This window comes from Streptomyces misionensis (assembly GCF_007896895.1).
Taxonomy (GTDB): domain Bacteria; phylum Actinomycetota; class Actinomycetes; order Streptomycetales; family Streptomycetaceae; genus Streptomyces; species Streptomyces misionensis_A.
On record NZ_VOGW01000064.1, the window covers coordinates 84,794 to 97,889 of the forward strand.

The 13,096-nt window shown below is 70.7% G+C and carries 10 protein-coding genes; 6 read left to right on the forward strand and 4 right to left on the reverse strand.

Annotation, left to right across the window (positions count from 1 at the left end; all coding sequences use genetic code 11):
- Window positions 1-316 precede the first annotated feature (316 nt).
- Window positions 317-2,914 (forward strand): ATP-dependent chaperone ClpB, encoded by a 2,598-nt coding sequence (gene clpB / locus FRZ03_RS12020; RefSeq protein WP_146465125.1) that lies wholly within the window; start codon window positions 317-319, stop codon window positions 2,912-2,914.
- A 248-nt stretch (window positions 2,915-3,162) separates the two neighbouring features.
- The gene (locus FRZ03_RS12025; RefSeq protein ID WP_146465126.1) at window positions 3,163-3,705 is read left to right on the forward strand and encodes a type III secretion system chaperone family protein; all 543 of its coding nucleotides are present in this window, start codon (window positions 3,163-3,165) and stop codon (window positions 3,703-3,705) included.
- Between the two features lie 13 nt (window positions 3,706-3,718).
- Here FRZ03_RS12025 and FRZ03_RS12030 read toward each other — a convergent pair whose 3' ends face one another.
- The 4 genes from FRZ03_RS12030 to FRZ03_RS12045 all read right to left on the reverse strand — a co-directional run bounded on the left by FRZ03_RS12030 (window position 3,719) and on the right by FRZ03_RS12045 (window position 10,162).
- Complete coding sequence (locus tag FRZ03_RS12030) at window positions 3,719-4,903, reverse strand: mannosyltransferase family protein (protein ID WP_146465127.1); 1,185 nt, start codon at window positions 4,901-4,903, stop codon at window positions 3,719-3,721.
- A 70-nt stretch (window positions 4,904-4,973) separates the two neighbouring features.
- A complete protein-coding gene (locus FRZ03_RS12035) occupies window positions 4,974-6,158 on the reverse strand; it encodes a pyridoxal phosphate-dependent aminotransferase (protein WP_146465128.1) in 1,185 nt (394 codons plus the stop codon).
- A gap of 2,260 nt (window positions 6,159-8,418) precedes the next feature.
- The gene (locus FRZ03_RS12040) at window positions 8,419-9,666 is read right to left on the reverse strand and encodes an XRE family transcriptional regulator (protein WP_146465129.1); all 1,248 of its coding nucleotides are present in this window, start codon (window positions 9,664-9,666) and stop codon (window positions 8,419-8,421) included.
- A 160-nt stretch (window positions 9,667-9,826) separates the two neighbouring features.
- Window positions 9,827-10,162: a GntR family transcriptional regulator gene (locus tag FRZ03_RS12045; protein ID WP_261398927.1), complete on the reverse strand. Its 336-nt coding sequence runs from the start codon at window positions 10,160-10,162 to the stop codon at window positions 9,827-9,829.
- A gap of 212 nt (window positions 10,163-10,374) precedes the next feature.
- On the opposite strand from FRZ03_RS12045, the gene FRZ03_RS12050 reads away from it, so the two are divergent.
- The 4 genes from FRZ03_RS12050 to FRZ03_RS12065 all read left to right on the forward strand — a co-directional run bounded on the left by FRZ03_RS12050 (window position 10,375) and on the right by FRZ03_RS12065 (window position 12,894).
- Window positions 10,375-11,190, forward strand: a complete 816-nt coding sequence (locus tag FRZ03_RS12050) for a hypothetical protein (protein ID WP_146465130.1) — start codon at window positions 10,375-10,377, stop codon at window positions 11,188-11,190.
- Window positions 11,187-12,023 carry a hypothetical protein gene (locus tag FRZ03_RS12055; protein WP_261398929.1) on the forward strand — a complete coding sequence of 279 codons (837 nt, stop codon included), beginning with the start codon at window positions 11,187-11,189 and terminating at the stop codon, window positions 12,021-12,023. The genes FRZ03_RS12050 and FRZ03_RS12055 overlap by 4 nt, the downstream gene beginning before the upstream one ends.
- 104 nt (window positions 12,024-12,127) lie before the next feature.
- The gene (locus tag FRZ03_RS12060) at window positions 12,128-12,652 is read left to right on the forward strand and encodes an HNH endonuclease (RefSeq protein ID WP_146465131.1); all 525 of its coding nucleotides are present in this window, start codon (window positions 12,128-12,130) and stop codon (window positions 12,650-12,652) included.
- Window positions 12,649-12,894: a helix-turn-helix domain-containing protein gene (locus FRZ03_RS12065; protein ID WP_146465132.1), complete on the forward strand. Its 246-nt coding sequence runs from the start codon at window positions 12,649-12,651 to the stop codon at window positions 12,892-12,894. Before FRZ03_RS12060 ends, FRZ03_RS12065 begins: the two co-directional genes overlap by 4 nt.
- The last annotated feature ends 202 nt before the right edge of the window (window positions 12,895-13,096 follow it).

Genomic DNA, 13,096 nt, shown 5'->3' on the forward strand with positions numbered 1-13,096 from the left:
CAGGAAACCTACGGCCTCTCGGTTGGATCGGGCCGGGCTCGCGGGGCCCGGCACGCACACCTGCCGCGTTGTCGTCGGTCGCCGACTCCCCCACGCTCGGCTTCGCTCGCGCGGGGGCACCCCCAGCGCATTGACAGCCTCCTCCGCCTCGCATCTGCACGCACCGGACCCCGCTCCCTGATCCGGCCCGATCCGAACGAAAGACCCTGACCCCAGGCGGTGTGCGACCAGCCTTGAGTGGAATAGACTCAACTTTGGTTACGCTGGTTAAGTCAGCAGAGGGTTGCAGAGGCACGCCTAGGAGGAGAACGCGAACGTGGACGCCGAGCTGACCAACAAGAGCAGGGACGCGATCAACGCGGCCAGCAACCGCGCCGTGACCGAGGGCCACCCGGACCTCACCCCCGCTCACCTGCTGCTGGCACTGCTCCAGGGGCAGGACAACGAGAACATCACCGACCTGCTCGCCGCCGTCGACGCCGACCAGGCCGCCGTACGCGCCGGCGTGGAGAAGCTGCTCGCCTCGCTGCCGAGCGTGACCGGCTCCACCGTCGCGCCCCCGCAGCCCAACCGCGACCTGCTGGCCGTGATCGCCGACGCGGGCGAGCGCGCGAAGGACCTCGGGGACGAGTACCTGTCCACCGAGCACCTGCTCATCGGCATCGCCGCCAAGGGCGGGGCGGCCGGCGAGCTGCTGCGGGCCCAGGGTGCCGAGGCGAAGAAGCTGCTGGAGGCCTTCAAGAAGGCCAGGGGAGGACGTCGCGTGACCACCGCCGACCCGGAGGGCCAGTACAAGGCCCTGGAGAAGTTCGGCACCGACTTCACCGCCGCCGCCCGCGAGGGCAGGCTCGACCCGGTCATCGGGCGGGACCAGGAGATCCGGCGCGTGGTGCAGGTGCTGAGCCGCCGGACGAAGAACAACCCCGTGCTGATCGGCGAGCCGGGCGTGGGCAAGACCGCCGTCGTGGAGGGGCTCGCGCAGCGGATCGTCAAGGGGGACGTGCCCGAGTCGCTGAAGGACAAGCGGCTGGTCGCTCTCGACCTCGGCGCGATGGTCGCCGGGGCGAAGTACCGGGGTGAGTTCGAGGAGCGGCTCAAGGCCGTACTCGCCGAGATCAAGGAATCGGACGGGCAGATCATCACGTTCATCGACGAGCTGCACACCGTCGTGGGCGCCGGAGCGGGCGGCGACTCCGCCATGGACGCCGGCAACATGCTCAAGCCGATGCTGGCCCGCGGCGAGCTGCGCATGGTCGGCGCCACCACCCTGGACGAGTACCGGGAGCGGATCGAGAAGGACCCCGCCCTGGAGCGCCGCTTCCAGCAGGTGCTGGTCGCCGAGCCGACCGTCGAGGACAGCATCGCGATCCTGCGCGGGCTCAAGGGCCGCTACGAGGCCCACCACAAGGTGCAGATCGCGGACAGCGCCCTGGTCGCCGCCGCGACCCTCTCCGACCGCTACATCACCTCCCGCTTCCTGCCGGACAAGGCCATCGACCTGGTGGACGAGGCGGCCTCCCGGCTGCGCATGGAGATCGACTCCTCGCCCGTGGAGATCGACGAACTCCAGCGCTCCGTGGACCGGTTGAAGATGGAGGAGCTGGCGATCGGCAAGGAGACCGACCCCGCCTCCCTCGCCCGCCTGGAGAAGCTGCGCCGCGACCTCGCCGACAAGGAGGAGGAGCTGCGGGGGCTGACCGCCCGCTGGGAGAAGGAGAAGCAGTCCCTCAACCGGGTCGGTGAGCTGAAGGAGCGCCTGGACGACCTGCGCGGCCAGGCCGAGCGCGCCCAGCGCGACGGTGACTTCGACACCGCCGCCAAGCTGCTCTACGGCGAGATCCCGCAGCTGGAGAAGGAGCTGGAGGCCGCCTCCGAGGCCGAGGAGGAGGCCGCCAGGGACACCATGGTCAAGGAGGAGGTCGGCTCCGACGACATCGCCGACGTCGTCGCCGCCTGGACCGGCATCCCGGCCGGCCGCCTGCTGGAGGGCGAGACGCAGAAGCTGCTGCGCATGGAGGAGGAGCTGGGCAAGCGGCTCATCGGCCAGGGCGAGGCCGTGCGCGCCGTGAGCGACGCGGTACGGCGCTCCCGGGCCGGCATCGCCGACCCCGACCGGCCCACCGGCTCGTTCCTCTTCCTCGGCCCGACGGGTGTCGGCAAGACCGAACTCGCCAAGGCGCTCGCCGACTTCCTCTTCGACGACGAGCGGGCCATGGTCCGCATCGACATGTCGGAGTACGGCGAGAAGCACAGCGTGGCCCGGCTGGTCGGCGCGCCCCCCGGGTACGTCGGCTACGAGGAGGGCGGTCAGCTCACCGAGGCGGTGCGGCGGCGCCCGTACAGCGTGGTGCTGCTGGACGAGGTGGAGAAGGCCCACCCGGAGGTCTTCGACATCCTGCTCCAGGTGCTGGACGACGGCCGGCTCACGGACGGCCAGGGCCGCACGGTCGACTTCCGCAACACCATCCTGGTGCTCACCTCCAACCTGGGCAGCCAGTACCTGGTCGACCCGCTCACCAGCGAGGTGGAGAAGAAGGAGCAGGTGCTGGAGGTCGTACGAGCCTCCTTCAAGCCGGAGTTCCTCAACCGCCTGGACGACCTGGTGGTCTTCTCCGCGCTGACCAAGCCCGAGCTGGAGCGGATCGCGAAGCTCCAGATCGACCGGCTCGGCAGGCGCCTCGCCGAGCGCCGGCTCACCCTGGAGATCACCCCCGAGGCGCTGGCCTGGCTGGCCGAGGAGGGCCTGGACCCGGCGTACGGCGCCCGCCCGCTGCGCCGCCTGGTGCAGACCGCGATCGGCGACCGGCTCGCCCGGGAGATCCTCTCCGGCGAGATCAAGGACGGCGACACGGTCCGGGTGGACCGCTTCGGCGAGGGGCTGCTGGTCGGCCCGGCCACCGGAAAGACGCTGTGACGCTCACCCGGTGAACGCGGCGAACCGTACGGGGGCCCGGTCCGGGCCCCCGTACGGCAGGCTCACCGGCACCGCGTCGGCGCCGGCAGGGGCCCCCGTCCCGCCACACCGACCCCCCGTTCGTTCACCGGCTCGCCGTCCGGGCACTGGATCATGGCAGTCAAAGACCGACAGGCCCCGGCAGGGCTTGCCACGCCCCTCCCCGCATGGTGGAGGATGGCGGGCATCCGTACGAAGGGAAAAACACGGTGAGCATCGACCCGTCCTCGATTCCGAACTTCGGGGGCCAGCCCGAGCCGCAGCCCCAGGGACCGGCCGGCCCCGTCCTCCCGGATCAGGACCTCGTGAAGCAGCTCCTCGACCAGATGGAGCTGAAGTACGTCGTCGACGAGGAGGGTGACCTCGCGGCGCCGTGGGAGCAGTTCCGCACCTACTTCATGTTCCGGGGGGAGGCCGACCAGGCGGTCTTCTCGGTGCGGACCTTCTACGACCGCCCGCACCAGATCGAGGACAAGGCGCAGCTCCTGGAGTCCGTGGACGACTGGAACCGCCGCACCCTGTGGCCGAAGGTGTACACCCACACCCACGACGACGGCACCGTCCGCCTCATCGGCGAGGCGCAGATGCTGATCGGCACCGGCGTCGACCTCAACCACTTCGTCTCCTCCACGGTCAGCTGGGTGCGGGCCGCGATCGAGTTCGACAAGTGGCTGGTCGAGCAGCTGGGCCTGGAGCAGGACGTCGACGGGACCGACGAGCCCGAGGACGGCGAGGCCGGCTCCGGGGAGTGACCCCCGGCGGCCGCTACAGCGGCGCGTGCCCCAGCACCAGCAGGTACGCGCCGTAGAGATACGACAGCCCGGCCAGGGCCGCGACCACCACGGCCGCGTGCCAGGGCCGGGCTTTCGCCGTGCGGACCAGCGCGCGGGCGGGCGGCAGCAGCAGCGGGAAGGCCGGCAGCAGGAAGCGCGGCTTGGACTCGAAGGTCCCGGACCCGGCGAGCACGACCAGCAGCAGCACCCCGCTGTAGACCAGCAGCGGCAGCGGGGGCCGTTCCAGGAGCAGCAGCGCGAACAGCACCACCCCCACGCCGACCAGCAGCAGTGCCACCGGGAACACCACCCGGCCGCCGTGCAGCAGCAGGACGCGCACGAACTGGAGCGAGCGGTGGCCGAGGTCGAACCGCGAGCCCCAGTCCGCCTGGACGTCGAAGTAGCCGCCCAGCAGATCGCCCCGGCGGTGGCCGACCCACAACAGGTACCCGGCCCAGCCCAGCGGGGCGAGCGCGGCGCCCGTCCACAGCCTGTGGACGACCCGGCCGCGCCGCCGCCACAGCTCCCAGCCGGCCGCGGCGAGCACGGCGGCGGCCACCGCGAACCCGTTCGGCCGGGCGAGCCCCGCGGCCGCCGCCAGCACCCCCGCCCACACCCAGCGCCCGGTCAGCACCGCGTACAGCGACCAGGCGGCGAACGCGGTCAGCACCGGTTCGGTGTACGCCATCGACAGCACCACCGAGTGCGGCAGCAGCCCCCACAGCAGCACCAGCGCGGTTCCCACGGCCCGCCCGTACACCGCGGTCCCCACGGCGTACAGCCCGGCCGCGGCCACGAGCGCCGCCGTCCAGGACACCAGCAGCCCGGCCGCGCCCCCGCCGAGCGGGCTCACTTCCGTCACCGCCCGCACCAGAGCGGGGTACAGCGGGAAGAACGCCATGTCGCTGTACCCGTGCCGGCCCAGGGCGTGGCCGTAGCCGTGGGCCGCGATGCCGAGGTACCAGACCGAGTCCCAGGAGCGGCCCAGCAGCGCCATGACCGGCCGCCCGGCGGCGTCGGCGAGCAGGGCGAGGACGGCGGCACCGGCGAGCCGCGCGCCGAGGAACAGTCCCACGGCGACGCCGCTCGCCCTCAGCAGCGAGGCGCCGGCGTGCGCGCCGGGCGAGGGTTCGGGTGCGGTGACGGGCGGGGCGAGAACCGTGCTGGCGTGTGTCACACCTCCGCACTGTGCAAGGCCCGGGCCCCGGAAGCGAGCAGGGCACGGCCAACCGGTGGTGCCCCGTCCCTCACATGGCCCGCAATCGCCGCGCCGCCTCCCGCAGGACGTCCTCCTTCTTGCAGAACGCGAAGCGCACGAACGGGGCGCCCGCCTCGCGGTCGTCGTAGAAGACCGCGTTGGGGATGGCGACCACGCCGGCGCGCCGCGGCAGGGCACGGCAGAAGGCGAAGCCGTCCTTCTCGCCGAGCGGGCGGATGTCGGTGGTGACGAAGTAGGTGCCGGCCGGGCGGAACACCTCGAAGCCCGCCTCCGCGAGGCCGGTGGCCAGGATGTCCCGGCGCTCGCGCAGGGAGCGGCGCAATCCGTCGTAGTAGGAGTCGGGCAGGGCGAGCGCCTCGGCCACCGCGTACTGGAAGGGGCCGGAGGAGACGTACGTCAGGAACTGCTTGGCCGAGCGGACCGCGCTGACCAGGGCGGGCGCGGCCGTCACCCAGCCGACCTTCCAGCCGGTGAAGGAGTACGTCTTGCCGGCCGAGGAGATGGTCACCGTGCGCTCGCGCATCCCCGGGAACGCGGCGAGGGGGAGGTGTTCGGCGTCGTCGAAGACCAGGTGCTCGTACACCTCGTCCGTCACCACGAGCAGGTCCCGCTCCACGGCCAGCTCGGCGATCGCGGCCAGTTCGGCGCGGGTGAGGACCGTGCCGGTGGGGTTGTGCGGGGTGTTGATCAGCAGGAGGCGGGTCCGGTCGGTGACGGCGGGGCGCAGTTCGTCCAGGTCGAGGCGGAAGCTGCCCTCGTGCGGGCGCAGGGTCACCGGGACGCGCCGGCCGCCCGCCAGCGCGATGCTCGCCGCGTAGGAGTCGTAGTACGGCTCCAGGGCCACGACCTCGTCGCCCGGCTCCAGCAGCGCCAGCAGCGAGGCCGCGATGGCCTCCGTGGCGCCCGCCGTGACCAGCACCTCGGTGTCGGGGTCGTACGACAGCCCGTAGCGGCGCAGCTGGTGCGCGGCGATCGCGGTGCGCAGTTCGGGGACGCCGGGACCGGGCGGGTACTGGTTGCCGCGCCCGTCGCGCAGCGCCCGCACCGCCGCCTCCCTGATCTCCTCGGGTCCGTCGGTGTCGGGGAAACCCTGGCCCAGGTTGATCGCACCGGTGGCCGCGGCGAGCGCGGACATCTCGGCGAAGATCGTGGTGCCGAACTCGGCGAGCCGGCGGTTGAGCAGGGGGCGCGCGGTGGAGGTCATGGCGGCCATCCTGCGCCCAAGCTCTGGAGTTCCTCAACTAGCGTTCGCTGAGAGGCGCCTGCGTTGATGCTCAGCCCACCACGTCCGAGCAGGGGCTAAGCCGTCGGTAACCGTCATTGTCGGTCGTCATCGGTTGCCCTCGGGCGGCCCACAGACGGCCCGAACGGAGCCGCCCGGCGAGCGCCTGTAACAGCGTCCGAGGGCGTAACGGTGTGATGGTCGCGTAACACCCAAAGCCCTAGGCAGGCGCGCTGTTACGCGCCCTAACAGGGGCCCGTAACACCGGCTCACACCTGGCCGTCACACCGACCCGTAACGCTTGCCCAGCGCGCGGGGCACTCCGGTGGCTTGTCGCGCGGCTTGTCGTCCCGCTTGTCGCTTGTCTTGTCTTGTCGCTTGTCGGCATGCAGGTCAGTACCGGTTTCGGCATCCCTGGAGGACCGTCTGACGGCATCGGGCCAGCCAGGCCAAGCAACAGCCCTTCTTCGAGCGGGATGCTCCGCCATCGGTCTCGCGGGTGGACCTCTCCCCTCTCCCCAGGGATCTGCCGCGTCCTGGGGGCTGCCCGCAGGGCGGCTGCGGCCCGACGGATCCCGGGGCCCTTCCCTCAGGGGCCGCTACTTCCGCTACCGCCGCTACCGTGCAGGTCAGGGACGTGGTGGAGGTAGCGGGAAGGGGTAGCGGTAGCGGATAGGTCGCGCTACCGGCCCGGCCGGGCCGGGGCGGTCTCTTCCTCCTCCCCGAGGATCCGCAACAGCCGCAACACCGCAACATCGCAGGTCAGACCCGGTGATTCTGTTGCGGGTCGCCCCGATGTTGCGGATCGGCACCGCCACACCACGCCGGGAAGAGCATGAAGGACCGCCCTTCGGGCGGACGTTGTCCAGGCGCCTACTCGCCCACCCAGTCCCCGCACACGGCGGCTACTGGGTAGTGGGGCGGACACCCCGGTAGAGCCCCTGTAGCGCGCCCACAGGGGCTCTATCGGGGTGTTTCTACTGGGGCCCCACCCGCTACCCAGTAGGCGGGCAGCACGGCTCTGACAGCCGCCTGACGCCTGACACCGTCACGGCGCCTGACACTCAAACCCCTAGGCGGACGCGGGTGTCACGCCCTCTGACAGCGCGCGCTGACACTCCCTGACACCTGGCCGTAGGATCTGCCTGCGGGTCCGAGCCCGCGCCGGCCAACGCCTCGGCCGTACAGGCAAGAGGAGCACCCGCCTGGGCGCGGGCGTGCTCCTCTTGTTGTTCGGCGCGTGCGCCGCCTGATGGCGGCCGCGGAGCGGCTCCTTCTTCGTGCTCTGAGGGGCACTGACCAAGTACAGAAGCCCCTCTTTTTTTCCTAAGTAGGGAAGGCTGCGTCACCTGCGACACCCGATCATGAAAAACACCCGCTGACCTGCGCAGACGGGGGTGACGCAGAGGGCTCGCGGCTGCGTCATCGTGCGTCACCTGCGTCATCGGTGACGGACAGCCTGCGTCACCGGTGACGCACGCCCAATGCTCTGCGTCACCCAAAAACAGCAGGTCAGAAGCCTGAGTGACGCAGATGACGCGGGTGACGCAGAAATCCCCACCTCGGACACCTTCGGGCTGCCGCCCCAGGTCCCGCCCTCTCGGGGTGGCGAGCGTGCCAGCAGACGCCTTCGTCACCGTTGACGCACCCCCGAACCTCTGCGTCACCCGAAAAGTGCAGGTCAGAGGCGCCGGGTGTCGCAGGTGACGAGATGACGCAGAAATCCGAACCTCGGACAAGGGCGGGCGCGCCATGGCTTTTCAGAGGGGGGGCAGGGGGCAGGGTCCGACGCTCGCCCCCCCTTGAAGAGCCCTCTCCGCCATCCCGGAGCGTCAGGCAGCAAAGAGGCCACCCCGGGCGGTGGGTGGCCTCTTTGGGCGGACCCCGGTTCTCCGCTAGCGCGCAGTGCGCGGGAGCTCCCGAGTGCCGTCGCGCGCGAGCGTAGCGAGCTGCCAAGGGTCGCGCGGTCGAAGGCCGCACTTTCATGTCCCTGCCGTTGTGGTGTGGCGGTGCCGATCCGCAACATCGGGGCGACCCGCAACAGAATCACCGGGTCTGACCTGCGATGTTGCGGTGTTGCGGCTGTTGCGGATCCTCGGGGAGGAGGAAGAGACCGCCCCGGCCCGGCCGGGCCGGTAGCGCGACCTATCCGCTACCGCTACCCCTTCCCGCTACCTCCACCACGTCCCTGACCTGCACGGTAGCGGCGGTAGCGGAAGTAGCGGCCCCTGAGGGAAGGGGCCGCCTCACTTCACTGTGGCAGGAAACCAGGCACTCCTTGCCCAAGCTCGCGCAGATGGGCGAGATAGTCCTGAGCCGCGGGCTCGGCGGCGTATCGGTTCCTCATCTCGGCCGCCAGCTCACGGCTTGTCATGATGAGTGATGGGACGGACTGGCGCTCCCCTTCGAGGGCACGCTCGCCCATGATGAGCGCCTGGTCCAAGTCGCCTTCCCGCGCGGCAGTCACTCCCAGGGTGACCCGCGCCTCAGCGTTGCGCATGGGTGAGCGCTCTGTGCCGTCGAAGTCCGTCCCTGCTCGCAGGACTTCCTCCGCGAGGGTCCGGGCCACCTTGTCTTCACCGACGAGGCGATAACAATCCATGGCGTAGAAGTCGAACTTCGCCGGGTCGACCACAAAGTGGTTGTCGAGGTTCTCCGGATGTGGCATGCCTTCGAGCAGGTTTCGTCCGCGATCGAGCGCCACCTCAACGCGCCGGCGGTCTCCGAGCCGGGCCCACGCCTTGGCTTCCTGAGCGGCAAGCTGGACGGCCACGCCTTGGTGCGCGGCTACGTCAGTCCCAGCCTGTGCCGCCGCGATGACCCCGCGGTAGTCACCCGTGGTGAGCGCGAACCACGCCCGCATCTCGTGCGCCCATCCGGCGATCTCGGCGTGGTCGGCCTCGGTCGCCAGAGAGAGTGCGGCCCGACGCGTTGACTCGGCAGCGTGTCGGTCGCCCGTGTCGTACTCCACGCATCCGACGAGGAGCGCGAGCCAACCTGAGAGGGCAAGCACCTCGCGGTGCTGGGACAAGGTGAGGCTCTTCGAGTGAAGCTCCACGACTCGGCGGAGCCACTGCCGCCCCTCGATGAGGAGCTGCTCGCTCGGCATGAACGGGTACTCCGAGCAGAGCCGATCTGTGGTGATCCGCAGAGCGTCCAGGGTCGCCCCATCAACGTCCGACCGGTTCAGACGACTGACGATTTCAAGGGTCTCCATGCCGCTTGCCGCCAGGATCTCCTTGCTCCCGTCCCGGCGTGCCGGCGCGGGGAAAAGCGCGTGGGTCACCGTGCCGAAGACCCGCGCAATGAGCGGCCTGTAGAACTCGTTGGGGAGTTGTCCGGTCTCCCAGCGCTTCCACTGACGGATGAGGCTGTCATCTGCGGGAAGCTCTTCCTTGGCGTGGGCCCGAAGCGCCCTCACCGCGTCACGCTGGGACCAGTCACGAGCCGCCCGCTCGGCTGCGATGCGCCGCGCCCACGCGGGCCTGTCGTCGCTCATACGCCCTCCTCCGAGTGCCTACCCACAGAGTCTTTCGCGCCGCCCCCGGGGACAGGGAAGGGGACAGCTAGGTGACACCGGACATGTCCCCCTGAGATCACGTCCGCCCCCTCTGTGTCACTTATGCGGCACGTTCCGTTACCCGCATGCTTACTCCAGCTCACACACCACCCAAGGTGGAGCGCGCTTCAAGCGCTTCCACTCGTTCAGCCAATGCCTGGATTAGGGAGCGGAGTTCGTTGATCTCCTCACGCACATCGATGGTCGGCGCGCTTCCGTCACCGACGAAGTTACCGAGGTTCCCGGCCGAAACGACCAGGCCCTCAGACCGGAGCATGGCCAAGCCGTTTTGGATGGTCTGGCTCGCATACCCGAAGCGCTCGATCAGCTCGCGTTGCGAGGGGAGCTTTTCACCGGGCTTCATCTTCTTGATGTCCTCGCGGAGCGCGTCCGCTACCTGCACGGCTTTGGGCTTGGGCCCTCCAGTGACAGTCATGGCCTGAGCGTACCCACTACAGCGAACTAGTGCACACCACTCCACAGGGGTTGTGCACCACAGCGAACTAGTGCAAGCTAGTCAGCAACGGCGCCGCCCCGATCTAGGGCGAATCTCCGTTGAAAGTCCTGGTCAGTCCAGGAAAAGCAAGGAGCGGCCACCTACCGCCAAGCAGTCAGCCGCTCCCTGACCCTCGAAGGGGCACATCCATCATGCCTGCAATCCGAGTAGAGCTGCGCACCGAACAGTCCATGCGTGGGGCCGATGGTCCCGAGCAGGTCTCAGACCTGCCGCTGGTCGAGCGGCGTCGGGTCGGAGAGGCCTTCCCCTGCGTTCCGGTCGGCTCCCTGGAGCTGACCCGGGAGCAGGTGGCGGCCGGTCTGTACGCCCAGCGTGAGACGCTTCCGGACCTTCCCCGGCACCCCACCGACGTGGAGCTGCTGAAGGCGCTGGAGCGGGCGTTGGACACCGTGGGGCTGGCCGGTCTGGAAGAGGCGCGGCAGGAGCTGGAAGCGCTGCCGCTGGACGACCGTGCCGCGTCGAGTGCCTACTCCCGGGCCTATCGGCTGTGCGTCGAGCACTGGTACACCGATGCCCTTTCCGCGCCTTTGACGGCCGGTGAGCTGACGCTCGCGCTGTACGCCTCGGACATCAAGGTGACCCGTGGCCGTTCCGTCGACAACCGGCTCGCTGAGGTCGACGGGCACCTGATGGAGGGTGTCGCCCGGCTCGGGGCCCGCACGCTGGCCCTGCTCGGGGACGAGGTGGGACGGGAGTTCGACCACCCCGCCTACCGGGTTCCGTTCGGTGAGCTGAGCGAGCAGTACCAGGCCCTCATGCCGGACGAGCGTCGGCGCCGCTTCTGCCACGACCTGGCCGTCAGTCGCCAGTGGGCCGCGCCCCGGCCGCTGATGGTGATGTTCGACGCGGGCGGCTTCGCGGTCGGCGCGACCCCGCCGGAGTGCCCGCGTCGGGTGGCCTTCCACCGGGCCTACCTGCCCAAGAGCACTCTGGGGCGTGCCGCGTGAGCACTGCCGCCTTCAACGCGCTGTATGCGCGGGTGGCGCCCGTTCCGGCGCCGGTCGTCTCCCTGGTGGAGATGGACCGGCGCCGGGACGGCGAGGATTTCCCCACCGTCCCTGTTCAGGGGCTGGAGCTGTCCGTGGGGGAAGTCGCCGCCGCGCTCTTCGAGACGGCCACCGAGGAACTGGCCGTCCCGGTGCCCAGCACCGACACCCTCTACGACGCCCTCAGCAGCGCGGTGCGCGCGCTGGGCCCGGCCGGGATCGCGAAGGAGGTGGGCACCTTCGCTGGCCTCGATGCGGAGGAGTTCTTCGAGGTGGCCGACTGCCGCCGGTTCGCCTACCGGCTCGCCCTGTCGTTCTGGTACGAGGGCGCCCGCTCCCGCCCCATGACGGTCGGGGAAACGGCCGTGGCGCTGTACCTCTCGGACGCCTACCGGCACCACCAGGTGGACGCCCTGACCGTGCGCCGGGCCCCGCTGCTGGTCTCCCGTGCGATCCGGCAGGGCGCCGCCGCGGTGCCCGTCGAGACGCTTGTGCGCCTCGGGGAGGTGATGACGCGGGAGTTCGCGGGGCCCGGCCTGGCCTGCGTGACGTCCGGCGTCACGGCCGAGTCACACCCTGCCGGGAGCGTCGTCACGTCCGGCCGGGACTGGCTGTACCGGCAGGCGCTGCCGGACTGGCACCGTCGTCGGTTCTGCTTCGACCTGTTGCGCGTCGACGCCCTCCAGCCCTCGCCGCTCATCGTGCGGCTGGACGGGGGCGGCTACGTGCTGGGGGCCACGCCGCCGGCCGGGCCGGACGGCACGTGGACGCGCACGCTGCGGGCGGAGTGGTAGGCCATGCCGCACACCCGATCCGCACGGCCACACACCCGATCCGCACGGCCGCACGTGCGGAATCCGCACCCGCACACTCGATCCGCACGGGCGGGGTGGTAGCCGTGCCGTCCCGTACCCGCCCCAAGACGGCCGTGCGGCGGCTGCGCAAGCGTCAGCTCGCCGCACGCGACGGGTGGCGCTGCGTCTACTGCCGTCGCCGCTTCCGCAGCCCCGTGGAAGCGACGCTCGATCACGTGGTGCCCTACCGGCTGCTGCGGACCTGGTCCGTGGGCGCGCTGGTACTGGCCTGCCGGGACTGCAACCACCGCAAGGGCGACCGGCTCCCCCTGCTGCTCGCCCTCCTGCTGGCCGCCCGCTACCACCCCGTTCACGGCCGACCGGCCGTGTTCACCGACGACCGGTCGGCCGTTCACGGCGGCCAGTCGTCCGTTCATGAGCCGGGCGGCATGTTCACGGCCACGCCTGGAGCGTTCACGCCGCCGCTCACGCTCGCCACGTGGCGCCTGCTGGCCCGACTCGCTCACGCCCAACGATCGACCCCTGACCACGGCAGACAGCCGCGTGAACACCCGACTGAACACGCGGCGGACCGCCCGGAATTGACCCCGACCGGAGGAGCTGCGTGACCACCCGCCGAACCGAATCGATCGACCCGCGCGCCACCCTGCGCGGTGGACTGCCCGACCGGTACCTCACCCCGGAAGATCTCGTCACCATGTTCAGCCTCCCGAGCGTCGAGACCGTCTACGCCTGGCGCCGCAAGCGCATCGGCCCGCCCGGCTTCCGCGTCGGCAAGCACCTGCGCTACGACCCGGCCACCGTCCGCGCCTGGGTGAACGAACAGTCCGCCCTCGAAGACGCCGCCTGAACCGCGCGGCTGCGCGGCGAGCGCGCGGAAGGTGCGCGGCAGCGCGCGGCATCAACCGCGCGGCGCGCGGCTGTGCGCGGCAAGCGCGCGGTACCGCGCGGCACGAAGCCCAGCCGCCTCGCCACCGTCGGGTAAGGGGAGCCCTTTACCCCGGTAGAGGGGCGGGTAAAGGCCGCTGACCTGCGAGGTAGAGGGGGTAAGG

Excerpts from the sequence above, each read along its gene's own strand:
- FRZ03_RS12040 (WP_146465129.1), bottom strand. The coding sequence starts at position 9,666 with ATGAGCGACGACAGGCCCGCGTGGGCGCGGCGCATCGCAGCCGAGCGG.
- FRZ03_RS12050 (WP_146465130.1), top strand. The coding sequence starts at position 10,375 with ATGCCTGCAATCCGAGTAGAGCTGCGCACCGAACAGTCCATGCGTGGG.
- FRZ03_RS12045 (WP_261398927.1), bottom strand. The coding sequence starts at position 10,162 with ATGACTGTCACTGGAGGGCCCAAGCCCAAAGCCGTGCAGGTAGCGGAC.
- FRZ03_RS12035 (WP_146465128.1), bottom strand. The coding sequence starts at position 6,158 with ATGGCCGCCATGACCTCCACCGCGCGCCCCCTGCTCAACCGCCGGCTC.